Genomic DNA, 23,396 nt, shown 5'->3' with positions numbered 1-23,396 from the left:
CCACCACACCGGGACACGCGCGCGCCACGTGTCCGGACCACCCCACCGAGGAGAACCGATGATGGCGCGGCGGGCGGCGTCGAGGGCGTTGCGGAAGAGCATGGCGACGGTGGTGGGGCCGACTCCGCCGACGCGGGGGGTGATGGCGCCGGCGACGTCGGCGCAGGTTTCGGCGACGTCGGGCAGGAGGCGTCGGCCTTCGTAGCGGACGCCTCCGCCGATGACGACGGCGCCGGGGCGGACGTGTTCGGGTTGGATGATGCCGGGGACGCCGGCGGCGGCGATGAGGATGTCGGCGCGTCGGGTGTGGGTGGCCCAGTCGGGGACGCCGGTGTGCACGACGGTGACGGCGGCGTTGGCGGTGGGTCGTTTCTGGGTGAGCAGCAGGGCGAGGGGGCGGCCGAGGGTGGCGCCGCGGCCGAGGATGACGACGTCGCGGCCGGCGACGGGGATGTCGTGGAAGGCGAGCAGGGCTTCGATGCCGGCGGGTGTGCAGGGCAGGGGTCCGGGCAGGCCGAGGGCGAGGCGTCCCATGTTGAGGGGGTGCATGCCGTCGACGTCGAGGTCGGGGTCCATGGTCTGCAGGGCGCGGTCGTAGTCGAGGTGTGCGGGGATGGGGTGCTGGATGAGCAGGCCGTGTACGTCGGGTGCGGTGTTGAAGTCGGCGATGGCGTGGTGCAGGTCGGCCTGGGTGGCGGTGGCGGGCAGGTGTACGTGGGGTGAGGCGAAGCCGAGTTCGCTGGCCTGGCGTTGCTTGATGCGGATGTAGCCGGCGCTGGCGTCGTCGTCGCCGACGAGGATGGTGGCGAGGCCGGGGGTGGTGCCTGCGGCGCGTAGTGCGGTGACGCCGGCGGCGACGTCGGTGAGGATGTGGTCGGCGACGGGGGTGCCGGGCAGGAGTCGGGCGGTGGGCATGGTGCTCCTCTGCCGGCGGGGCCCAGGCGGTCGACCTCCGCGCGTGGAGCTCCCCGATGGTTTGGTGCCCATCCTCTGGCCGCCAGTCGCGTCTGGGGTCAGCTTGCCACAGGGGGTCGGGTGTGGTGTGTCCTGGTGGGTGGCTGCGGCGTCGGCGTACTGACTGTGGGTGTCCCGTTGGTCACTGGTTCGGGCTACCCTGTCGGCCTGTCGGTGTCGGGCGCTCGCCCGGGTGTCGTGAGTGGAGGCCGTGGTGCCGGTGCTGGTCGGCGGGGATGGTGTGGTGTCGGGTCCGCGGTTGGGGGTGGAGGAGGAGTTTCTGCTGGTGGATCCGGTGAGTCGGGGTGTGGTGCCGGGTGCGGGGGCGGTGGTGGATCGGGCGGTGGCGCGGTTGGGTTCGCGGGTGTCGGGTGAGATCACGACGTTGCACGTGGAGACGAGGACGGATCCGACGTCGTCGGTGCGGGGGTTGTTGGAGCAGTTGGTGGAGGCTCGTCGGGTGGTGGCGGAGTGCGCGGCGGTCGACGGGTTGCGGATCGTGGCGACCGGTACGCCGGTGTTGCCGGGTGCGACGTCGCCGCCGGTGACGCGGGGGCCGCGGCAGGATCGGGGTACGGCGACGTTCCGGGGGTTGCACGACGAGTTGGCGATCTGTGCGTTGCACGTGCATGTGGAGTTGCCGGATCGGGAGCGGGCGTTGCTGGTGAGCAATCATCTGCGGGCTTATCTGCCGTTGTTGATCGCGTTGACGGCGAATTCGCCGTACTGGGAGGGGCGGGATTCGGGTTATGCGGGTTGGCGGTCGGTGATCTGGTCGCGGTGGCCGGTGGCGGGGCCGCCGCCGCGGTTCACGTCGGTGGCTCACTACGAGCGGGTGGTGGAGATGTTGGCGGCGGCGGGGGCGGTGGTGGATCCGGGGACGTTGTTCTGGGACATCAGGCCGTCGGTGACGCATCCGACGTTGGAGGTGCGGGTGTCGGACGTGCCGGTGTCGGCGCGGGAGTCGGCGTTGGTGGCGGCGTTGGTGCGGGCGTTGGTGGTGCGGGGGTTGGAGGCGGTGGATCGGGGTGATCATGGTCCGGAGTTGCCCGGGGAGTGGTTGCGGGCGGCGTACTGGCGGGCGGCGCGGGACGGGTTGGAGGGTTCGTTGCCGGAAGTTGGTTCGGGTCGGTTGCGTCCGGCGCGGGAGGTGTTGGGTGAGGTGGTGGGGTCGTTGGCGCCGGTGTTGCGGGCGTGTGGGGACGAGGAGCTGGTGCGGGGCTGGTCGGAGCGGTTGTTGGCGGTGGGTGGTGGTGCGGTGCGGCAGCGGGCGGCGGCGGGTCGTCGGGGTCGGTTGACGGATGTGGTGGATTTTCTGGTGGCGCAGACGGTGGTGGACGAGTTGCAGCCGGCGTAGGTGGGTGGTGGTTCAAGTTGGACCGGTGGTGGGGTGGCCCGGGGTCAGCGGTTGCGGTGCAGTTCGCGGGTGAAGTAGTCGCGCAGGGGTGTGACGTGGCGGTCGGGGCGGCGCCATTCGGCGAGCAGGTCTTCGAGCAGGTGGAGTTCGTTGACGAGGGTGTCGCCGTGGTAGCGGCGGATGACGGGGTGGATGAAGGCGCTTTCGGCGGCGCGGTCGGGTTGGGGGTGGCGTTCGATGGCGAAGACGTCGCCGTAGTCGTCGCGGCCCCAGCGGAGGCTGACGGTGTAGTAGTGCGGGTGGTCGTGGAAGCGGGCGCGGACGTGGTCTTCGGGCAGGTCGGTGTAGTGGCGTAGTTGGCCGTGGGGGTCGACGACGAGGGCGTCGCAGAGGAATTCGAACTGGGTCCAGAGGGCGGAGCTCCAGTTGACCCGGTCGAGGACGAGGGTGGTGAGGGTGTCGGGGTCGGGGTCGACGAGGGTGTGTGGCAGGGGTACGCCGTCGTAGCGTTCGCGTAGCAGGGCGGTGAGGGTGCGCAGGTTGTAGCGGAATCCGTCGATGAAGGCGGAGGAGGCTTTCTTGAGGTCGCGGTCCTGGGCGAGGGTGCCGGCGAAGTAGAGGCCGTCGATGTTGGTGGACTGCCAGTCGCCGGTGGTGGTGGGCATGCGGCCGTTGGGGATCATGTCGGGTCGGCAGGTGGGGTCGAAGGGGCTGGTGTCCATGGTGAACCCGGTGCAGCGCAAGACGGTTTCGTAGTCCATGACGGCGGTTTCGCCGTCGGCGTGGGTGTAGGTGAGGTGCACCTGGTAGCGGTTGTCGACGGGGCGGATCTCGTCGATGACGCAGTCGAGTACGGAGTGCAGGGTCTTGAACTGGTAGCTGTCGAGGACGGCGCCGTGGTGGCCGCGGACGTCTCCGGGGTGTTTGGTGTTCCAGGCCAGGCGTAGTGGGCGGGGGCTGGCGAGGTGGATCATGGCGGCGTGGCCGAGGATCGCGGAGGCGGTTTCGAACGCGGAGTTGCCCTTGCCGAGGATGAGGACGCGTTGGCCGGCGTAGTGGGCGGGGTCGGTGTGCATGTCCTCGTAGCCGGTGGCGTGTTCGATGCCGCGGATGTCGGGGATGTTGGGGCGGCCCCAGCCGGTGGCGACGATGAGGCAGTGGCAGTGCAGGACGCGGTCGGGGGTGTGGACGAGGAAGCCGTCGTCGAGGCGTTCGATCCGGTTGGCGGGGGTGTCGAAGCGTACGGCGAGTTGGTGGTAGCGCTGGAAGTCGGTGAGGTAGCGCACCATGTCGTCGGCGTGGGGGAAGTATTCGCTGCTGTACTTGGCGAAGGGCAGGTCGGCAGGTTCGTGCAGCAGGGAGTTCCAGTCCCAGCGCAGGCGGATCTCGGGGTCGGTGCTGGTGGTGTGGACCTTGTTGAGGGAGATGAGCCGGCGGTGGCGGGGGAAGTGGCGGAAGAATTCGGCGGGTGCGGGGGCGCGTTCGAGGGTGACGTAGTCGCAGCCGGCCTGTTGGAGGTAGTAGCTGAGTTGGATGCCGGCTGGTCCGGCTCCGATGATGACGTACCGGTGGTGTTCGGTGGTGGGGTCGTGGTGGCTCGTCGGGCCTGGGGTGGGTGCCGTCACGCCAGAGACCTTCGCCGATGCGGCGGGTTGGTGTCAACGCTGGGTGGGGTGACGGTGACGCGACCGCTGGTGAGGGGTGTGGTCTCCCCCGCCGGGTGTGCGGTCAGCCGAGGTCGACCAGGAGGGGGCGGTGGTCGGAGATGGTGGACAGGGGGGTGTGTACGGCGGTGACGGGTGGCAACTGGTCGAGGCCGTGGCGGTCGGCGAGGATGTGGTCGAGTTGGACGCGGGGTTGCCCGGCGGGGTAGGTGGGGCGGCGGCCGAGGGGGTGCCAGCCGGTGAGGAGTCGGGCGGGGCCGGCGGGCAGGTTGAGGTCGCCGAGGAGGATGCGTGGGGCGGGCAGGGTGCGCAGGGCGCGGACGGTCTGGCGGAGTTGGTGGGCGTTCCAGCCGGGGACGAAGGACAGGTGGGTGGCGGCGACGGTGAGCCGTCCGTGTGGGGTGTCGAGGACGGCGGCGAGGACGACGCGGGGTTCGTCGCGCAGGAGGATGAGTCCGCCGCGGGGGCCGGGGACGTAGACGGGTGAGCGTACGGGGGCGGGGCGCAGTCGGGTGACCTGCCAGGTGTGGACGCGGTGGCGGGTGACGAGGCCGACGCCGTAGCAGGGTTCGCCGTGTCCGTCGTCGTCGTGGGTGAGGGGGCGGAACTGTTCGCCGGGGGTGCCGACGACGGCGGCGGCGAAGCGGTGTTCGCCGGCGTCGAGGGCGCGGGCGGCGATGGCGGTGAGGTCGAGTTTGCCGCTGCGGCTCTGGTCGCGGTCGACTTCCTGCAGGGCGAGGACGTCGGCGTCGAGGGCGGTGACGGCGGCGGTGAGCCGGTCGGGGTCGACGAGTCCGTCGGCGAGGGACCGGCCGTGCAGCAGGTTGAAGGTGGCCAGGCGCACGCTTGCACCCTACGTGGCCGTGGGAGGGTTGCCGGGTGTTGAAGGTGTTGTTGTGCTCGATGCTGCTGTTCGTGGCCCTGGGTTCGGTGGGTGTGTGGCTGCGCCGGCGGCGGGGTCGGTGACCTGGGGTTCTGGTGAGGCTGGCCACAGGCGGCGTCGTGGGGTGGGTGGCGGTGGGCAGAATGGCGGCCCGTGGATGTGGATCCCCTGTCGTTGACGACCCTGCTCGCCGCGGCCGCGATGGCCGGTTGGATCGACGCTGTGGTGGGCGGTGGTGGTCTGCTGCTGTTGCCGGTGTTGATGGTGGCGGCTCCGGGGATGCCGGTGGCGTCGGCGTTGGCCACGAACAAGTTGACGGCGATCGCGGGTACGACGACGGCGGCGGTGACGTACGCGCGGCGTACGAAGATCGACTGGGCGGTGGCGGGGCCGTCGGCGGTGCTGGCGATGTGTTGCGCCGGGGTGGGTGCGGCGTTGGCGGGGGCGGTGCCGGCGTCGGCGTACCGGCCGGTGGTGCTGGTGGTGCTGGTGTCGGTGGCGGCGTTCGTGGTGTTGCGTCCGCGGTTGGGGGTGGTGGCGCAGCCGCATCGGCGTACGCGGGTGCGGGTGGGTGTGGCGGTCGCGGTGGCCGGGGTGGGTATCGCCCTGTACGACGGGCTGGTGGGTCCGGGTACGGGGACGTTCCTGGTGGTGGCGTTCACGGCGCTGGTGGGGGCGGACTTCGTGCACGGCTCGGCGATGGCGAAGGTCGTGAACGTGGGCACGAACCTGGGGGCGTTGGCGGTGTTCGCGGCGACGGGGCACGTGTGGTGGCTGCTGGGGGCGGCGATGGCGGTGTGCAACATCGCGGGGGCGGCGTTGGGGGCGCGGATGGCGTTGCGGCGTGGCTCGGGTTTCGTGCGGGTGGTGCTGTTGGTGGTGGTGCTGGCGTTGGTCGGCAAGTTGGGCTTCGACCAGTGGGTGGCGGCCTGACGGTCGCCACCCACTGCTCGTCGGTCCCCCGTTGGTCGCCGGGTCAGGCGTGTCGGACGACGTCGGTGTAGTCGAGGCGGGGCAGGCGGGGGAACCAGGCGTTCTCGCCGGGGCGGCCGATGTTGACCACGAGCAGGGTCTTCCAGGTGTTGTCGGCGAAGAACTCGCGGTCGATGGCGGCGGCGTCGAAGCCGGCCATGGGGCCGGCGGCGAGGCCGGCGGCGCGGACGGCGAGCAGGAAGTAGCCGATCTGGAGGGTGGCGTTGAAGCGGGCCATGCCCTCGCGGACCTCGGGCTTGCCGGCGAGGTCGTCGCGCATCTGGGGTCGGATGGGGAAGATCTGCGGGATGAACTCGTGGAAGTCGGTGTCGGCGGCGAGTACGGCGACCATGGGGGCGCTGGCGGTCTTGGCCTTGTTGCCTTCGCTCATGTGGGCGACCAGGCGGGTGCGGGCCTCGCCGGGGCGGACGTAGAGGATGCGCAGGGGCTGGGTGTTGGCGGCGGTGGGTGGGAACTTGGCGAGTTCGAAGATGGCCTGGAGGTGTTCGTCGGTGACCGGCTCGTCGGTGAAGGTGTTGGCGGTGCGGGCGTCGGTGAACAGCAGCGCCTGGGCCTCGGGGTCCAGGTTGATCAGGGGCGAGTGGACGTCGGTCATCGGGGTGTCTCCATCGAATCGGCTGACTTGCTTCGGTAACGGTAGCAGCTAGCTTTTTACTAGTCCCTTGTTCGGGGGATGTCCGCCGTATCCTGGGGTCATGACGGTCAGGCCACAGGTGGGCGAGACGCCCCGCACGTGTGACGGGGGCGTCGCCCGGGCCTTCGCGTTTCTCGGCAAGCGGTGGAACGGCATGCTCCTGAGCACCCTCGCCGACGGGCCGGCCGGGTTCGCCGAGCTGGCCCGCGCCCTGCCCGGGATCAGCGAGTCGGTGCTCTCCGACCGGCTGGGCGAGCTCGTGCGGGTCGGGCTGGTCAGCCGCAGCGTCCGGCAGGGTCCCCCGGTGGGGGTGAGCTACGAGCTCACCGGGCCGGGCGCGGCGCTGCTGCCGGTGCTCGACGCGTTGGGCCGGTGGGCGCACGAGAACCTTCCCGCCGAGCCGGAGACGACCACGTCGCCGGGCTGCTGAGGACGCCCGGCGACCGGGCGCAGCGCCCCGCGCCGGATGTGTGATCATCGGCGGATGCCGGTACGCGCCGAACACGACCGGACCGTCCTGGCCGCGCTGCTCGGGCGGGACCCGGTGCTGCACGCGTACCAGCTCGGTGACCTGGACGACTTCTTCTGGCCGTACACCTCCTGGTTCCGCCGCGACGAGGAGGTGGCGTTGCTCTACCACGGCGCGGACCCGCCCACGTTGCTGGCGTTCGCGGCCCCGCCACGGGTGGACCGGCTGGCGACGCTGCTGCGCCAGCTGGCGCCGGTGCTGCCGGCGCGCCTGTGGGCGCACCTGTCTCCCGGCCTGGAGCCGGCCCTGGCCGGGGTGTTCCGGATTGACGCGGCCGGCCCGCACCACCGGATGGCGCTTACCGACGCGGCGCGGCTGGACGCGGTGACCCCGGCGGGATCGGTGCTGGGCGCCGACGACCTGCCGGCGCTGCGCCGGCTGTACGACGTGGCCTACCCGGGCAACTGGTTCGACCCGCGGATGCTCGACACCGGCCAGTACGTGGGCGTGCGCGACGGCGGGGAGCTGGTGGCGGTCGCCGGGGTGCACGTGTTCTCCCCCGCGTACCGGGTGGCGGCGCTGGGCAACGTGACCACCCATCCCCGGCTGCGCGGGCGGGGGCTGGCCGGTGCGGTGGTGGCCGCGCTGTGCCGGCGGCTGCGCGAGCACGTCACGCACGTGACGCTCAACGTGAAGGCGGACAACGCGGCGGCGTTGCGGCTGTACGGGCGGCTGGGCTTCACCCGGGTGGCCGACTACGGCGAGTACGCGCTGCGCGCTCACGACAGGTGAGCGCCCACGGTCGGGGCGCCCGCGCCGGCCGGCGCGGGCGCGGGCCGGGTCAGCCGCGGCGGCTGGGTGAGTCGAAGCGGCCGGCGCGGATCTCCCGCAGCGCCTTGCGGCGGGTGTCGCCGCGCAGGGTGTCGACGTAGAGGCGGCCGGCGAGGTGGTCGGTCTCGTGTTGCAGGGCCCGGGCGAGGAAGCCGCTGCCGGAGATGGTCAGCGGCTCGCCGTGCTGGTCGAAGCCGTGGGCGGTGGCGTGCAGGGCGCGCGAGGTCGGGAAGTAGAGCCCCGGGATGGACAGGCAGCCCTCGTCGTCGTCCTGCAACTCGTCCGACAGCTCCAGCGTCGGGTTGACCAGGTGGCCGCGGTGGCCGTCGGCGTCGTAGACGAACACCTGGGCGTTGACGCCGATCTGGGGGGCGGCGACGCCGGCGCGGCCGGGGGCGCCGAGCAGGGTGTCCATCAGGTCGGTGACCAGGGCGCGCAGGTCGGCGTCGAAGCTGGTGACGGGCTCGCTGGGGGTGCGCAGCACGGGGTCACCGATGATCCTGATGGGGCGCATCGTCATGTCGGCCAGGTTATCGCTCGCCGGTCGTGGCGGCGGCGTCCGGGCGGGTGGCGACGAGGACCTCGATGCCGTCGAGGATGCGGGCCAGGCCGAACTCGAAGGCGCCGTGGGGGTCGGCGGCGGCCTGGTACTCCTGGCCGGCGGCGGTGCCGACGCGGGCGGCGAGGGGGTAGCGGCGCGGGTCGAGGGCCTTCTCCAGGTACGGGGCGTGGGCCTGCCACCACTGCTGCTCGGTCATGCCGGTGCGCGCGGCGGCCTGGGCGGCCTCCACGGCGCTGCGCACGGCGCCGTGGACGTAGCCGGAGACGAGGGTGACGACGGCGTCCATCTCCAGGTCGGTCAGGCCGATGCCGTCGACGGCGCGCAGCTCGTACTCGTAGCGCGCGATGACGTTGGGGCCCAGCGGGGGGCGGGTGGTGGCGACCTGCAGCAGCCAGGGGTGGCGCAGGTAGAGCGCCCAGGTCTCGCGGGCGACGTGGGTGAGCCGCTCCCGCCAGCCGCCGGGCACGTCGTCGGGGCGGACGGTCTCGCCGTAGACGGTGTCGAGCATGACGTCGAGCAGTTCGCCCTTGCCGGGGACGTAGGTGTAGAGGGACATGGTGCCGACGCCGAGTCGTTCGGCGACGCGGCGCATGGACAGGGCGGCGAGGCCCTCGGCGTCGGCCACCTCGATGGCGGCGCGCACGATGCGGTCCACCGACAGGTCGGGCCGGCCCTTGCGGCTGGTGCGTTCGCGGGTACGCCAGAGCAGGGCGAGGCTGCGCGCGGGGTCGCCGGTGCCGCTGTACTCGGTCGTCATCCCGGCACTGTATCGTCCGCCGTACCGTATGCCGTACGGTACGGTGTACGGACCGAGTGGATGGAGGGCGCGGATGCACCACGACGGACCGGCCGTCGAGGCGGAGGGACTGCGCAAGCGCTACGGCGGCACGCAGGCCCTCGCCGGCCTCGACCTGACGGTGCCCGCCGGCACCGTGTGCGGCCTGCTCGGCCCCAACGGGGCGGGCAAGACCACGGCGGTACGGGTGCTGAGCACCCTGCTGCGGCCCGACGCCGGCGCGGCGCGGGTGGCCGGCGCCGACGTGCTGCGCCACCCCGAGCGGGTTCGCGCCCGCATCGGCCTGGTCGGCCAGCACGCCGCGCTCGACGAGGTGCTCAGCGGCCGGCAGAACCTGGTCCTGTTCGGCCGGCTGCACCACCTCGGCGGCGCGCGGGCCCGCGCCCGGGCCACCGACCTGCTCGCCCGCTTCGACCTGACCGACGCCGCCGACCGGCCGGTCGGCACGTACTCCGGCGGGATGCGCCGCCGTCTCGACCTCGCGGCGAGCCTGATCCTCGACCCGCCGGTGCTCTTCCTCGACGAGCCCACCACCGGCCTCGATCCGCGCGCCCGGGCGCAGGTGTGGGACGCGGTGCGCCGGCTCGTCGCCGGCGGCACCACCGTGCTGCTGACCACCCAGTACCTGGAGGAGGCCGACCAGCTCGCGCACACCGTCCGGGTCGTCGACGCCGGGCGGGTCGTCGCCGACGGCACCCCGGAGCAGCTGAAGACCGCCCTCGGCGGCGACCGCGTCGACGTCGTGCTGACCCGCGCCGACGACCTGGACCGGGCGGTACGCGTCGTCGGCGCCGCCGTCGCCGCGACCCCGCTCGTCGACGCGGCGGGCCTGCGCCTCAGCGTCGCCGTCACCGGGCGGGTGGCCGCGCTGGGCGCCGTGCTGCGGGCCCTCGACGACGCCGGCCTCACCGCCGCCGACGTCGCGGTGCGCCGCCCCACCCTCGACGAGGTGTTCCTGCGGCTCACCGACGGCCACTCCCCCACGACCCGCCTCGACGAGGACAGGGTGGGCGCATGAGCACGACAGGCGTGCGCTGGGCCGTCGCCGACACCGTCACCCTCACCGGCCGGGCGCTGGCGCATTGGCGGCGCCAACCCGGGCAGTTCGTCGTCGGGCTGCTCTTCCCGGTGCTGATGGTGCTGATGTTCGGCTACCTGTTCGGCGGCGCGATGAGCGTGCCCGGCGGCGGCGACTACCGGGAGTTCCTGCTGCCCGGCATGTTCGCCATGACGGTGCTCTTCGGCATCGAGTCGACGTACGCGGCCGTGGCCACCGACACCGCGCGCGGGGTCACCGACCGGTTGCGGTCCCTGCCGATGACGCCCTCGGCGGTGCTCACCGGTCGGGCCGCCGCGGACCTGCTGCACTGCGCCGCCGCGCTGGCCGTCATGCTCGCCTGCGGGGTCGCCGTCGGCTGGCAGTGGCGGGCCGGGGCACCGGCGGCGCTGGCCGCCGTCGGGCTGCTCCTGCTGCTGCGCTTCGCCCTGATCTGGGTCGGCATCCACCTGGCGCTGGTGCTGCGCGCGCCCGGGTCGGTGGTGGTGCTGCAGATCCTGGTCTGGCCCGTCGGGTTCACCTCCAACGCGTTCGTCTCCCCCGACACCATGCCCGGCTGGCTCGCCGCCGTGGCCGGGTACAACCCGCTGTCGGCGACCGTCGCGGCCTGCCGGGAACTGTTCGGCAACCCCGGCTGGGGCGGCGAGTCGTTCGCCGCGCAGCACGCCGTCGCGCTCGCCGTGGCCTGGCCGCTGCTGCTGACCGCCGTGTTCGGGCCCCTGGCGGTACGCCGGTACCGCGTGCTCGGCCGGTGACGGACACCCGAACCGGTGGCGTCACAACTGCTGGCCGGTCCTGGGGTCGTAGCTCACCTCCACCGCCACCACCTGGTCGGTGGGCAGCACCTCGATCCACTGGTCGAAGACCTCGTACGGGGCCGCCGGGCGGAAGCCGCCGTCGAGCGGGTCGAACCCGGTCTCGAAGACCTTCTCGGCCACGAGGGTGTTGGCGATCTGCGTGTTGTCCTTCTGCAACTTGAGCGCGAGGATGTTCAGGACCTGCCCGACCGTCTTGTTCCGGTACTCCTCGGGATCGCCCTCCTGGAACGGGTAGGGAAGCCCCAGCGCCGCCTGCCCCTCCACGTTGGCCTGCTTGAGCCACTCCAACGCCGCCTGTTCGCGCCCGGGTCGTACGGGCAGGACCGCCTTGGCCCACGCGGCGTTGAGGAACTCGTTGCGGCGCGCGTCGCCGTCGGCCTGGATCAACCAGCCCAGTGAGCTGCCCGAGGGGGCCGGCTGGGTCTGCTCGGTGATGAGGTAGTTCACCCGCCACTCGTCGGAGACCGTGCCGTCCGGGTTCATCGTGTTCGTCTTGTCGGTGTGGGAGTACCAGGTGACCACGGTCCGGTCCGCGAGGACGCTCGGGTCCCGCACCGGGTACTTGCCGAGGCTGCTCTGGGTGGGCGGGGCAGGCACCGGCGTGGTGGTGGGTGGCGGGGTGACCTCGCGGGGCCGCCAGTAGTCCGGTGCCACGAAGTACAGCATCTCGTCGACGTCGAAGATCTGCCGGAGCAGCTCCGAGCCCAGATACAGGTCCGCGAACAGGTCGAACGGCTTCAGCTTCTGGATCAGGCTCCCGTAGATCGCCTGCCGTTCCTCCGTGCGCAGGTCCTGCGACGGCCGCGGGCGCATGGCGCTGAGCAGACCGAGCCGGTCCCGCACCGCCGAGGCGTACGCCGTGCGTTGCAGCTCCGCCACCTGCGCCTGGTACGCCTTCAACTCCTCGTGGTAGCGGTCGTGGGCCTCGTTGGTCTGCGGCGGGTCCCACGTGACGTCGAAGGTCAGGCTGATCGGGCTCAGGTCGCCCGAATTGAAGAACTTCGCGAAGACCGCGAAACCGGTCTGCTCCTGGTTGGTGCGGATCAGGTCGGGCACGAACGCGCGACCCGGTGCGACGGAGACGAGTCGCGCGTCCTTCAGCTTGTAGCCCCGCTCGGGCGGCGACGGAGTGAAGTCGATGCGGGCCACCGCGTGGATGGCGTTGTCGTGGTCGGTGATCCCCTCGGCGTCCGGGGCGGTGTGGTGCACGAACTCCATGTTCGCTTCCGGCGGGTCCTGGGTGGCCCGCACCTTGCGGATGGGGAACGTCCCGGTGAACGGGGTCGTTTTGGCCACGAGCGGCGGTGGCGGCTCCGGCTTCCGCAGGGCGGTGAGGTCCGGCGCCGCGACGAGGTGCACCAGATCCCCCAGGCCCAGGTTGCGGCCCGGCGCGGGCAGGTACACCTGCCAGCACAGCCGCCCGCCGATGTGCTGCACCTGCACACCGACCTTGCGCATCTTGCGCCGCAGCTCGTAGTTCACCAGCTTGCCCGTGGTGTTCTGCACGAGGTAGCGGCGGCTGGACAGGTCGGTGCTCTCGGTCACCGTCTTGAACGTCGTCTTGTAGTTCCTCTTGATCTCGCTGGTGACCTTCGCGCTCTGCGTGCGGGAGTGCTTGTGGGTCTCCTCCGAGGACCGCTTCACCGTGGCGTTCAGGCTGAAGCTGGCGCTGGCGTCCGCGTGGTAGACACCGACGTTGGCGCCGCCGGAGGCGCTGATGCCGAGCTTGGTGTCGTTGGCGTTGTCCTCCTTGACGGCGTTGGCGATGTCCTCCTGCTCCGTCAGGCTCTCCTCGACCTTGCGGGTGGTCTCCTCGAACTGCTCGGCGGTCTTCTCGACCAGGGTGCGCCGCGTGCTGGTCTCGACGAGTTCCACGGTGCCGCCCGGGCTGAGCCACAGGTGCCCGGCGGGCGGACCGAGGAACGTGTCGAACTCGAAGAAGTACTGCCGGAACAGATTCACCAGCCCGACCGGCGAGAGCACCCCACGGATCGGGGCGTCGAAGTGCTCCGCCAGGGCGGTGAGCGCCGCGTCGTCGAGCGTGCTCGCCGCCTCGGCCCTGGAGAACGACTCGTGGTCGAGGTCCAGCAGGGCGCGGTCGGTGGCGCCGTGGGCGACGCGCAGCGCGTTCTGCATGCCGAACCAGCCCGCCAGCGGCTGGTAGATGCCGAAAAGTTCGCTGGCGTACGGCAGGGTGCCGGCGAACGCGGTCAGGGGCCGGCCGGTGTGCACCGGCGGGCCGTTGACGGGTGCGGTCAGCACCTGCGCCGGAGCCGACGTGCCGCCGGGGACGGTGGCGAAGGGCAGCGGCGCCGGCGACTGGCCGGTCACCAGCTTGACCAGCAGCGTCTCGGCGGTGGCCTCGGCGGCCGGCGCGACGAACGAGATGGTCTGCGTGCCCGCCGAGCTGGTGAGCCGGCCGGCGTACTGCCGCGACGAGCCGGCCTCGCGGATGAGGAACATGTTGGCCAGCGCGGGGGTGTTCGGGAACTCGCTGGGGTCCCGGACGTCCATGTCGCGTGGCAGACCGAGGGCGATCCGCTGGTTGGCCGGGATCTCTCCGGGCGGGTTGGGCTCGATCGTGTAGGACCAGATCCGGTAGCCGGGGTCGGCCCCGGCGACGGGAGCCTTGCCGCTGAACGTGACGGTGATCGCCATGATGCCCCTTCGGCCGATGCGCGGGGGTGACGCCTGGATCGTACGACCGGTGACGGGTTCACATCCTGCCGTAATCGGATGTCCGTCTGTCCTGTCCCGCCGCAGGCGGCTAGGGGCGCGGCGCTGCCGCCCGGCCGAGGGTGGTCATCGACAGGGCGTGCGAGAACCCGATCCGGGGGATGGTGTGGTGCGGGTCGAGGAACACCGGCAGCTGCGGTCCCGAACTGCCGTCCACGTACGGGTTCGACACCCGCAGGTCCGTCCAGCGGGCGTTCTGCAGCAGCCGCGCCCAGAACGTGCCCCGTGCCGGTGGCGTCGGGCGGTCGAGGTCGAGGCCGGCGCCGCGCAGGTCCTTCCACACCGGATGGGGGTCGGTCAGCGGGTCGGGCGGACCGGTGTCGCCCGAGTGGTAGCTGCGTACGACCCGGCCCGGGTCGTGGTTGAACCACACCCGCAGCAGGTCGAGGTAGGCGCGCCAACCGCCGGTGCCGCTGTGGTGGCCGTCGAGGTCCCACACCTCGCGGAACGCGCGGGCCCACTCCCGCCGGCCGTCGGTGCCGCCGCCCATCGGCACGCCCCAGAGAGTGGAGTTGAGCCCCACGGGAAAGGTGAGGTCGGACATGAGGGCCTTCACCGCGCCCATGCCCTGGCTGAAGCCGGCGACCGCCACCTGCCCGACGGCGGGCACCGCGCCGAAGTCACCGGAGTAGAGCGGCGGGAAGATCGTCCGCAGGTTGGGCCCGGCCAACTCGTGTGCGGTGGCGTCGGGCTTGCGCAGCCCTAGGCTGCTGGTGCGGCACTGCCGGTGCAGGAACACCGCGACCTCACGCAACATCCGCAGCAGCCCCTCGCCGGTCGCGAACGGGCCCCACTGCCCCTGCGGGAACAGCGGCATCACCAGCACCGAGCGGTTGCCCCAGCCCAGCGACTGGAAGGCGAAGAAGGCCTCGTCGAGAAGGTACTTGCGGGCCAGGTTCAGGTATTCCTGCAGTGGCGCCGCCGCGTTGACCAGCCCGTACGGGTACCGGGCGGTGTAGTCGCCGGTGCTGGGGCTGCAGTAGACGACGAAGTCCAGACTCGTCACGGGCTTGGGGTCCGGCAGGTTCGGCGACACCACGGCGACGACGAACTTCGGATCGGACTGCGTCGCGGCGTACTCCAGGAAGTGGAACCGACTCAACGCCGCGATGTTGACAGTGACCTCACGTTTCTCGCCGAACCGGTCCCAGCCCGCGTCGGTCTCGGCGGCGGCTGCGGGCTTCAGCAGCTCCCGGTTGGCCTGGCGGAACGTCAGCGTGTTGTTGTAGTGCCCCGCGTAGGTGTGGATCTGCGGGTTGTTGGGCCAGCCCACGACCCGTGCGGCCCTCGGGTCGCGCCCCCGGCTGGCCATGATCCGCGTGACGTCGGCGTCGGAGAGCGTGACGACCGGCGACGGGTCCATCCGCCCGAGTGTCACGGTCATCGTCACGTCGTCGCCGGAGACCGCGCGGCGGGCGAGGGAGTTGTCCCACGTGGCGGAGCGCATGTCTCCGGTGAAGGTCACCCGCTCGGCGACGTACGCCGGATGGCTGACCCGGATCTGCGGCACTGTCGGCTGGTGGGACACGACGGTGCTCCAGCGTCCGGCCCCGTCCGTGGTCCCCTGCCCTGCGTCGAGCACGACGAGCGCGCCGGGCACCGCGCCGAGGTTGGCGTCGAGCACGCGGACGGTGAGGGTGATGGCCACCGGCACAGTCTGCAACCGTCGGCCGGTGCACGTCAGGACAAATTGCCGACATCGGGTGCGGCGCCGGCACGCGGGGCCTGCGGGCGGGCCGGCCGCCGTCAGTGTGGTGCGGCCGGCGGCGGGCCGGGGTCCGGGGAGGGCGGCAGGCCCGCGTCGGCGATGCGTTGGCGCAGCGGCCGTCGGCGCATCGCGGCGAGGACCTCGTGCAGCACGTCGGCCAGCGGCACCGTCAGTTCCGTGTCCAGTTCGCGTATCGCGGCGGTCGTCGCCGCCCACTCCGCCTCGATCAGTGGAAGCAGCTCGCGGGCCCGGCCGCTGAGGTGCACGATGCGTTGCCGGGCATCCGCCCCCGCGGTCAGCTCGACCAGGCCGGCGCGGGCCATCTGCGCGACGGTCTGGCTGGCCGCCGAGTGGGTGACCCCGACCCGGCGGGCCAGGTCGCGGATGGGCAGTGGCCCGTCGGCGACAAGCACCCGCAGCGGTGGCGAGAACCGGGGCCGGTAGTCGGGCAGGCCCCGTTCGGCGTAGACCGTGGCGACGTCGCCATCGAGCACGTCGAGCACGTGCCGAAGCAGCGTGCCCAGGGCCTCACGTTCAGGTACGGCTGTCACTCCGCTAATGTAACAGCGCTGTTGTATCGATGATCACGAAGGGAACGACGATGGCGCAGCGATACCCCCCGATCGAGCCGTACGCGCACGGGATGCTCGACGTCGGCGACGGGCAGCGCGTGCACTGGGAGACCTGCGGCAACCCGGACGGCAAGCCCGCCGTGGTGCTGCACGGCGGGCCCGGCTCCGGCTGCACGCCCGGCTGGCGGACCCTGTTCGACCCGGCCCGCTACCGGGTGGTCCTGTTCGACCAGCGGGGCTGCGGCCGAAGCACCCCGCACGCCGCCGACCCGGACGTGGACCTGTCCACCAACACCACCGACCACCTGATCGCCGACATCGAACTGCTGCGCGAACACCTCGGCGTGGACCGCTGGCTGGTGCTCGGCGCCTCCTGGGGCGCCTCCCTCGCCCTGGCGTACGCGCAGCGGCACCCGCAGCAGGTCAGCGAGCTGGTGCTGTTCAGCGTGACCTCCGGCACCCGACGGGAGATCGAGTGGCTCACCCGGGAGATGGGGCGGATCTTCCCGGCCGAGTGGGCGCGTTTCCGCGACGGCGTGCCGCCGGCCGAGCGCGACGGCGACCTGGCCGACGCGTACGCCCGGCTGCTGGCCGACCCGGACCCGGCGGTGCGCGAACGGGCGGCGCGGCAGTGGTGCGACTGGGAGGACACCCACGTCGCCACCGCCCCCGGTCACCGGCCCGACCCCCGCTACGACGACCCGGTGTTCCGCATGCTGCAGGCCCGGCTGGTCACCCACTACTGGCGTAACGGATGCTTCCTGCCGGAGGGGCAACTGCTGCGCGAGGCGGGTCGGCTGGCCGGCATCCCCGGCGTGCTGCTGCACGGCAGGCTCGACATCAGCAGCCCACCGGAGGTGGCGTGGCAGCTGGCCCAGGCCTGGCCCGACGCCCGGCTGGAACTGCTGGAGACCGCCGGACACGGATCCGCCAACGGCATGGCGGAGCGGGTCGTGGCGGCGCTGGACGACTTCGCCGAGCGCCGCTGACGAAGCACCGCGCACCTGAGGACGAGCCGCCACTGTCCCGGCCGCGAAGCGCCCAAGGCGCCGGCTACGGCACCATCCAGGACAGCAGGGGCGTCGCCTGTAGCCCGACCAGCACACACATCAGGGCGAGCAGCAGCACGCTCGGGCCGAACATCCGCCGGAACAGGTCGCCCTCGCGGCCGGTGAGTCCGACCGCCGCGGCGGCGATCGTGAGGTTCTGCAAGCTGATCATCTTGCCGAGGGTGCCGCCGGAGGCGTTGGCCGCGGCCAGCAGGACCGGATCGAGGCCGGCCCGCTGCGCCGCGGCCACCTGGAGCGCGCCGAACAGGGAGTTGGACGACGTGTCCGAGCCGGTCAGGGCGACGCCGAGCCAGCCGAGCACCGGCGCCAGCACGGCGAAGAGGCCGCCCGCGCCGGCCATCCAGACGCCCAGGGTGGCGACCTGCCCGGAGGCGTTCATGGTGAACGACAGCGCCAGCAGCCCGACCACAGTCAGCACGGCCCACCGCAGTTCGAACAGGGTGCGCCCGTAGAGCCCGACGGCCTCGCGCGGCGGCACCCGCAGCAGCGCCACCGTGATCAGGCCGGCCACCAGCAGCAGCGATCCGGGGGCCGCGAGCCAGGCGAACCGGAACGTGGTCAGCGGTGACGGGGCACCGGAGGCGGTGACGACGTGCAGTCCGGGCCAGGAGAACGCGAGCGTGCCGGCGTCGAGCAGCCGCTTGACGGCCGGCACCTGGGAGACGGCGAAGACCGCCACGATCGTCGCGTACGGGGCGTACGCCCGCCAGCGCGAGCCTGCCGGCGCCGGCGCGTCGGGCTCCGACAACCCACCGGCGGCGCGCTCCGGCAGCAGGCCGGCGTCGCGCTCCCGCGGCCCGCCGCCGACCGGCACGGGGACCGTCCGCCGCACCACGCCACGGCGGACGACGAGCAGCAGGACGCCCGCCCCCGCGAACGCGGCGGTGATGTCGGCGAGAGCGGCCGTCAGCCAGTTCGCCGTGACGAACTGGGCCACCGCGAACGCGCCGCCGCACGCCAGCGCCGGACGCCACAGCTCGCGCACGCCCCGGCGGCCGTCGGCGACGACGAGCAGGACCAGCGGGACGACGACCGCGACCACCGGGACCTGCCGGCCGGCCATCATGCCCAGTTCCGTGGCGGGCAGCCCGGTCACCCCGGCGAGGGTGGTGATCGGCAGGCCGAGGGGCCCGAAGGCGGCCGGCACCGTGTTGCCGACCAGCGCCACGGCGGCCGCCCGCAGCGGGGTGAAGCCGAGGGCCAGCAGCATCACCGTGGTCACGGCGACCGGCGTGCCCTGCCCGGCCAGGGCCTCGAGCAGCGACCCGAAGCAGAACGCGATCACCAGGGCCTGCACGCGGCGGTCGTCGCTGATCCGGGCGAAGCCCTGCCGCAGCGTGTCGAAGTGCCCCGTGTGCACGGTCAGGCGGTGGATCCAGATCGCCGTCGCGAACGTCCAGACGAGCGGGAAGAGGGCGAAGGTGGCGCCCTGGCTGGCGGCCAGCAGCGTCTGCGGCAGCGGCATCCGCCACAGCCACCAGGCCAGCACGACCGCCACGCCCAGCGCGCCGAACGCCGCCACCCACGCCCGCGTACGCACGACTCCGAGCAGCACGAACAGGGTGAGCAGGGGCAGCGCGGCACAGGCGGCACTCAGCGCGAGCGACCCACCGACGGGTTGCAGGGGTTGCTGGTACATCGGGACCGCCTCGGCTGCGCACGCCCCGGCCCGGGTGGCGTGGAGTACGGCCCATCTCACCGGACGCGGCCGGCGCGGCGCCTCTTCCAACGTGCGCAGCCCGGCGGCTGCGCCGACCGGCCGGTGGGGTTCGCCGCTCAGCCGCCGGCGAGCGCCGCGCGCACCGGGGCGGCCTTCGCGGCGGCCTCGGCGACCTCGGCGTCGGGATCGCTGCCCCACGTGATGCCCCCGCCCGCCCACACGTGCACCCGCTCGGCGTCCACGGCGGCGGTGCGGATGGTCAGGCCCAGGTCGATGCGGCCCGGGGCGACCCAGCCGAGCGCGCCCATGCTGGCGCCCCGGCCGACGGGCTCCAGCGCGGCGATGCGGTCGAGGGCCGCGAGCTTCGGAGCACCGGTGACGGAGCCGCCGGGGCAGACCGCGCGCAGCAGGTCCGCCAGGCCGAGCCCGTCGGCGACCGCCGCGGAGACCGTCGACTCCGCCTGCCACAGGTCGCACCACCGGCGTACGGCGAACAGCTCGTCGACGCGCACGCTGCCGGTGCGGGCGACGCGGGCCAGGTCGTTGCGTTCCAGGTCGACGATCATCACGTGCTCGGCGCGTTCCTTGGCGGAGGCGAGCAGTTCGGCGCGGCCGGCGGCGGTGGCCGGTCGGGTGCCCTTGATCGGCCTGGTGATCAGGCGTCCGTCGGTCAGCTCCACCAGGGTCTCGGGGCTGGCGCAGCCGATCGCCCAGCCCGACCCGGCGAGGGTGCCGCCGTAGCGGGCGCCGGGCAGCGCGGCCAGCCGGCTCAGGGCCGGCAGGGGGTCGCCGGTGTAGCGGGCGGCGGCGTGGCCGACGACGTTGACCTGGTAGACGTCGCCGCGGCCGATCGCCGCGCGGACCGCGCTCACGGCGTCGGCGTGCTGGCGGGGCGTCCAGCTCTCCGCGAAGGTGCCGCGCCACCAGGGGGCGGCGGGCGCACCGACTGCGCCGGGCGGCGTGCCCGGGCCGTGGCCGTAGACGACCACGACGACCTCGGGCAGCCCGGTCACGGGGTTGGCGGCGCCGGCCGACGCGCCGACCAGGGCGGCGCCGGCGGCCGCGGAGACGTAGAGAGCGGCCCCGCACACCCCGGCCGCGTCGTGGCGGCCGGCGGGGCGGGCCAGGTCGTGCAGCGGCAGGCCGTGCGCGGCGAGGAACTCCTCGGCCCGCGCCGCCGGGTCGCCGCCGTCGGCGGGCCGCCACTGCCAGCGGGCCCGCTCGACGAGGGTACGGCGGCAGCCGGCCGGCGCTCCCGGCGCGCCGACCGTCAGTCCTGGGAGCGTGTCCACGCCGTCCGGCCCATCCTGTCTCATCCGTTCAGTGGATTTCGGAAAAACGACGCGCATACCTGCTCGATGCCGGCCACTTTCGCTTGGTACTGTGCGTCACTGGTCATGTGAACCATGACACAGTGCCCCCACAGTCCGGAGAACCCGATGTGCCAGCACCAACCCACCTGCCCCTCCGCCGAAGCGACCGACCGGGACGCCGCCCGGGTCCTCGCCTGCTTCCCTGAGCAGGGCTGGAGCCTGCTCTGCAACGGTGTCATCGTCTTCGAGGACACCGGCGAACTCCTCCCCGACGGCAGCAGCATCGCCCCCCACCGCGGCCCCGCCCGACACGCCCTCGTCGCCTGACCCCTGTCACGCTGCGTCACGCCTTTTACACTCGTCGATCTGAGCCGGTCCCCCGGTCGGGACACCCCCCGCCCAGGTCGACGCACCCGCCGGGGCGGCACCACGACCGCCCCGGCGTCACGCGACGTCAGTCCTCGAACGCCTCCGGCGCCGGGCAGGAACACACCAGGTTCCGGTCGCCGTACGCGCCGTCGATGCGCCGCACCGGCGGCCAGTACTTCCCGGCCCGCTGCACCCCGGCCGGGTACGCGCCGACCGACCGCGCGTACGGGTGCGGCCACTCGTCGCCCGACACCATCGCCGCGGTGTGCGGGGCGTTGGCGAGAGGATTGTCGCCGGCCGGCCACTCCCCCGAGGCCACCCGGTCGATCTCCGCCCGGATGGCGATCATCGCGTCGCAGAACCGGTCCAGCTCGGCCAGGTCCTCGCTCTCGGTGGGCTCCACCATCAGCGTCCCCGCCACCGGGAACGACATCGTCGGCGCGTGGAACCCGTAGTCGATCAGCCGCTTCGCCACGTCGTCCACGCTCACCCCGGTCGCCTTCGTCAGCGGCCGCAGGTCCAGGATGCACTCGTGCGCCACCAGGCCCTTGTTGCCCGCGTACAGCACCGGGAAGTGCCCGCGCAGCCGCGCCGCCACGTAGTTCGCCGCCAGCACCGCCACACCGGTGGCGCGCACCAGCCCCGCCGCGCCCATCATCCGCAGGTACGCCCACGGGATCGGCAGGATCCCCGCCGACCCGTACCGCGCCGCCGAGATCGCCGGCCGGCCGTCGACGTGCACGCCCAGCGGATCGCCCGGCAGGAACGGCGCCAGGTGCGCCCGCACCGCCACCGGACCCACCCCCGGACCGCCGCCGCCGTGCGGGATGCAGAACGTCTTGTGCAGGTTCAGGTGCGACACGTCCGCCCCGAACTTCCCCGGCTTGGCGAACCCGACCAGCGCGTTGAGGTTCGCCCCGTCGACGTACACCTGACCGCCGGCGTCGTGGACCTTCGCGCACAGCGACGCGATGCCCGTCTCGTACACCCCGTGCGTCGACGGATACGTCACCATGATCGCCGCGAGGGCGCCCCGATGCTTGTCGATCTTCGCGTCGAGGTCCACCAGGTCGATGTTGCCGCCGTCGTCGCAGCCCACCACGACGACCCGCATGCCCGCCATCACCGCGCTGGCGGCGTTCGTGCCGTGCGCCGACGACGGGATCAGACACACGTCCCGGTGCCCCTCACCCCGGTCCCGGTGGTACGCCCGGATCGCCAGCAGGCCCGCCAACTCACCCTGCGAACCGGCGTTCGGCTGCACGCTGACCGCGTCGTAGCCGGTCACCTCCGCCAGCCACCCCTCCAACTGGGAGATCATCTCCCGGTAGCCGGTGGTCTGCGCGTCCGGCGCCAACGGGTGCACGTGCGCGAACTCCGGCCAGCTCACCGGCTCCATCTCGGTGGTGGCGTTGAGCTTCATCGTGCACGACCCGAGCGGGATCATCCCCCGGTCCAGGGCGTAGTCGAAGTCCGACAGTCGCCGCAGGTAGCGCAGCATCGCCGTCTCCGAGTGGTGACTGCGGAACACCGCGTGGGTGAGGAAGTCCGACGTACGGGCCAGCGCCGCCGGCAACGCGCCGGTGACCGGCGCGTCCGCCACGGCCACCGGCCGCCCGGCCACCGTGGCCCCGAACGCGTCGCACACCTTCCGCAGGTGCGCGGGGGTGGTGGTCTCGTCGCAGGACACCCCCACGTGGTCGGCGTCGACCAGCCGCAGGTTCACCCCCCGGGCCGCGGCGTCGGCGACCACCGCCTCCGCGCCGCCGGGCACCCGCACCAGGACGGTGTCGAAGAACGCCTCGTGCACCACCTCGACGCCGTCGACACCCCGCAGCGACGCCGCCAACCGCACCGCCATGTCATGGGTACGGCGAGCGATGCGCCGCAGCCCCTCCGGGCCGTGGTAGACGGCGTACATGCCGGCCATCACCGCCAGCAGCACCTGCGCGGTGCAGATGTTGCTGGTCGCCTTCTCCCGCCGGATGTGCTGCTCCCGGGTCTGCAACGCCAGCCGGTACGCCGGGTTGCCGTCCGCGTCACGCGACACCCCCACCAGCCGGCCCGGCAGCATCCGCTCCAGCCCCGCCCGCACCGCCAGGTAGCCGGCGTGCGGCCCGCCGAAGCCCATCGGCACGCCGAAACGCTGGGTGGTGCCGGCCGCGATGTCGGCGCCGATCTCCCCCGGCGCGCGCAGCAGCGTCAGCGCCAGCAGGTCCGCCGCCACGGTCACCAACGCCCCGACCGCGTGCGCCGCCTCGACCAGAGCCGCCTGGTCACGCACCGCCCCCGACGCCCCCGGGTACTGCAGGTGCAGCCCGAAGAACTCCGCCGGCAACTCGTCGCGCCCGGTGTCGACGATCCGCACGTCGATGCCGAGGGGCTCGGCCCGGCTGGTGATCACCGCGATGGTCTGCGGCAGGGTGTCGGCGTCGACCACGTACACCGGGCTCCTGCTCTTCGACGCGCGGCGCGCGAGCGTCATCGCCTCCGCCGCGGCGGTGCCCTCGTCGAGCATCGACGCGTTCGCGGTGGCCAACCCCGTCAGGTCCGTGACCATGGTCTGGAAGTTCAGCAGCGCCTCCAGCCGCCCCTGGCTGATCTCCGGCTGGTACGGCGTGTACGCCGTGTACCAGGCCGGATCCTCCAGCACGTTGCGGCGGATCACCGCCGGGGTGTGCGTGCCGTGGTAGCCCAGACCGATCATCGACACGGCCACCGTGTTGCGGGCCGCCAGGGCCCGCAGCTCAGCGAGGGCGTCGTGCTCGCTGGCCGGCTCCGGCAGGTCCAGGGTGCCGTGCCAGCGGATCACCTCGGGAATCGCCGCGTCCATCAACTCTTCGACCGAGCCGTAGCCGACGGCCTCCAACATCCGGCGCTCGTCGTCCGGATCAGGGCCGATGTGGCGGGCGGCGAACTGCTCTGCGGTCATGGGCGGCGCTCCCGGGGG

Annotated in this window: 20 protein-coding genes; 8 read left to right on the top strand and 12 right to left on the bottom strand. The window is 72.8% G+C overall.

Annotation, left to right across the window (positions count from 1 at the left end):
- On the bottom strand, positions 1 to 915 hold a 915-nt coding region (locus tag AB0B83_RS16535; protein WP_357578913.1), incomplete at its 3' end, for a tetrahydrofolate dehydrogenase/cyclohydrolase catalytic domain-containing protein.
- A gap of 241 nt (positions 916 to 1,156) precedes the next feature.
- Here AB0B83_RS16535 and AB0B83_RS16530 point away from each other — a divergent pair.
- Complete coding sequence (locus AB0B83_RS16530; RefSeq protein WP_357578912.1) at positions 1,157 to 2,311, top strand: glutamate--cysteine ligase; 1,155 nt, start codon at positions 1,157 to 1,159, stop codon at positions 2,309 to 2,311.
- A gap of 44 nt (positions 2,312 to 2,355) precedes the next feature.
- On the opposite strand, the gene AB0B83_RS16525 is transcribed toward AB0B83_RS16530, so the two are convergent.
- Together AB0B83_RS16525 and AB0B83_RS16520 are read right to left on the bottom strand one after the other, a co-directional pair.
- Complete coding sequence (locus AB0B83_RS16525) at positions 2,356 to 3,936, bottom strand: NAD(P)-binding domain-containing protein (protein WP_357578911.1); 1,581 nt, start codon at positions 3,934 to 3,936, stop codon at positions 2,356 to 2,358.
- A 103-nt stretch (positions 3,937 to 4,039) separates the two neighbouring features.
- Positions 4,040 to 4,819 carry an endonuclease/exonuclease/phosphatase family protein gene (locus tag AB0B83_RS16520; RefSeq protein WP_357578910.1) on the bottom strand — a complete coding sequence of 260 codons (780 nt, stop codon included), beginning with the start codon at positions 4,817 to 4,819 and terminating at the stop codon, positions 4,040 to 4,042.
- Between the two features lie 192 nt (positions 4,820 to 5,011).
- On the opposite strand from AB0B83_RS16520, the gene AB0B83_RS16515 reads away from it, so the two are divergent.
- Positions 5,012 to 5,791 (top strand): TSUP family transporter, encoded by a 780-nt coding sequence (locus AB0B83_RS16515; protein ID WP_327028355.1) that lies wholly within the window; start codon positions 5,012 to 5,014, stop codon positions 5,789 to 5,791.
- 43 nt (positions 5,792 to 5,834) lie between these two features.
- Here the strand turns inward: AB0B83_RS16515 and AB0B83_RS16510 are convergent, their stop codons facing one another.
- Positions 5,835 to 6,446: a malonic semialdehyde reductase gene (locus AB0B83_RS16510; RefSeq protein ID WP_357578909.1), complete on the bottom strand. Its 612-nt coding sequence runs from the start codon at positions 6,444 to 6,446 to the stop codon at positions 5,835 to 5,837.
- 100 nt (positions 6,447 to 6,546) lie between these two features.
- On the opposite strand from AB0B83_RS16510, the gene AB0B83_RS16505 reads away from it, so the two are divergent.
- Entirely contained in the window at positions 6,547 to 6,915 is a 369-nt protein-coding gene (locus tag AB0B83_RS16505; protein WP_357578908.1) for a helix-turn-helix domain-containing protein, read from the top strand.
- Positions 6,916 to 6,969: 54 nt separating this feature from the next.
- Complete coding sequence (locus AB0B83_RS16500; RefSeq protein ID WP_357578907.1) at positions 6,970 to 7,746, top strand: GNAT family N-acetyltransferase; 777 nt, start codon at positions 6,970 to 6,972, stop codon at positions 7,744 to 7,746.
- A gap of 49 nt (positions 7,747 to 7,795) precedes the next feature.
- On the opposite strand, the gene def is transcribed toward AB0B83_RS16500, so the two are convergent.
- Both def and AB0B83_RS16490 read right to left on the bottom strand, forming a co-directional pair.
- Entirely contained in the window at positions 7,796 to 8,305 is a 510-nt protein-coding gene (gene def / locus AB0B83_RS16495; protein ID WP_357578906.1) for a peptide deformylase, read from the bottom strand.
- Between the two features lie 10 nt (positions 8,306 to 8,315).
- Positions 8,316 to 9,104 (bottom strand): TetR/AcrR family transcriptional regulator, encoded by a 789-nt coding sequence (locus AB0B83_RS16490; protein ID WP_357578905.1) that lies wholly within the window; start codon positions 9,102 to 9,104, stop codon positions 8,316 to 8,318.
- Positions 9,105 to 9,177: 73 nt separating this feature from the next.
- Here AB0B83_RS16490 and AB0B83_RS16485 point away from each other — a divergent pair, with 73 nt between their 5' ends.
- The gene (locus AB0B83_RS16485; RefSeq protein WP_357578904.1) at positions 9,178 to 10,161 is read left to right on the top strand and encodes an ATP-binding cassette domain-containing protein; all 984 of its coding nucleotides are present in this window, start codon (positions 9,178 to 9,180) and stop codon (positions 10,159 to 10,161) included.
- The gene (locus tag AB0B83_RS16480; protein WP_357578903.1) at positions 10,158 to 10,955 is read left to right on the top strand and encodes an ABC transporter permease; all 798 of its coding nucleotides are present in this window, start codon (positions 10,158 to 10,160) and stop codon (positions 10,953 to 10,955) included. The genes AB0B83_RS16485 and AB0B83_RS16480 overlap by 4 nt, the downstream gene beginning before the upstream one ends.
- 21 nt (positions 10,956 to 10,976) lie before the next feature.
- On the opposite strand, the gene AB0B83_RS16475 is transcribed toward AB0B83_RS16480, so the two are convergent.
- From AB0B83_RS16475 to AB0B83_RS16465, 3 genes are all read right to left on the bottom strand, one after another.
- Positions 10,977 to 13,676 (bottom strand): hypothetical protein, encoded by a 2,700-nt coding sequence (locus AB0B83_RS16475; protein ID WP_357578902.1) that lies wholly within the window; start codon positions 13,674 to 13,676, stop codon positions 10,977 to 10,979.
- Between the two features lie 109 nt (positions 13,677 to 13,785).
- Positions 13,786 to 15,402 (bottom strand): hypothetical protein, encoded by a 1,617-nt coding sequence (locus AB0B83_RS16470; RefSeq protein ID WP_357578901.1) that lies wholly within the window; start codon positions 15,400 to 15,402, stop codon positions 13,786 to 13,788.
- Between the two features lie 98 nt (positions 15,403 to 15,500).
- The gene (locus tag AB0B83_RS16465) at positions 15,501 to 16,013 is read right to left on the bottom strand and encodes a MarR family transcriptional regulator (protein WP_357578900.1); all 513 of its coding nucleotides are present in this window, start codon (positions 16,011 to 16,013) and stop codon (positions 15,501 to 15,503) included.
- A 50-nt stretch (positions 16,014 to 16,063) separates the two neighbouring features.
- Here AB0B83_RS16465 and pip point away from each other — a divergent pair, with 50 nt between their 5' ends.
- Entirely contained in the window at positions 16,064 to 17,023 is a 960-nt protein-coding gene (gene pip, locus AB0B83_RS16460) for a prolyl aminopeptidase (protein WP_357578899.1), read from the top strand.
- 64 nt (positions 17,024 to 17,087) lie between these two features.
- On the opposite strand, the gene AB0B83_RS16455 is transcribed toward pip, so the two are convergent.
- Together AB0B83_RS16455 and AB0B83_RS16450 are read right to left on the bottom strand one after the other, a co-directional pair.
- Complete coding sequence (locus AB0B83_RS16455) at positions 17,088 to 18,743, bottom strand: L-lactate permease (protein WP_357578898.1); 1,656 nt, start codon at positions 18,741 to 18,743, stop codon at positions 17,088 to 17,090.
- A gap of 137 nt (positions 18,744 to 18,880) precedes the next feature.
- A complete protein-coding gene (locus AB0B83_RS16450) occupies positions 18,881 to 20,080 on the bottom strand; it encodes a chorismate-binding protein (RefSeq protein ID WP_357578897.1) in 1,200 nt (399 codons plus the stop codon).
- Between the two features lie 123 nt (positions 20,081 to 20,203).
- On the opposite strand from AB0B83_RS16450, the gene AB0B83_RS16445 reads away from it, so the two are divergent.
- Positions 20,204 to 20,404: a DUF5999 family protein gene (locus AB0B83_RS16445; protein ID WP_151456036.1), complete on the top strand. Its 201-nt coding sequence runs from the start codon at positions 20,204 to 20,206 to the stop codon at positions 20,402 to 20,404.
- A 127-nt stretch (positions 20,405 to 20,531) separates the two neighbouring features.
- Here AB0B83_RS16445 and gcvP read toward each other — a convergent pair whose 3' ends face one another.
- Entirely contained in the window at positions 20,532 to 23,378 is a 2,847-nt protein-coding gene (gcvP, locus tag AB0B83_RS16440) for an aminomethyl-transferring glycine dehydrogenase (protein ID WP_357578896.1), read from the bottom strand.
- Positions 23,379 to 23,396 lie beyond the last annotated feature (18 nt).

The organism is Micromonospora sp. NPDC049060 (assembly GCF_040649055.1).
Taxonomy (GTDB): domain Bacteria; phylum Actinomycetota; class Actinomycetes; order Mycobacteriales; family Micromonosporaceae; genus Micromonospora; species Micromonospora reichwaldensis.
This window is presented reverse-complemented; position numbering and strand designations above follow the sequence as displayed.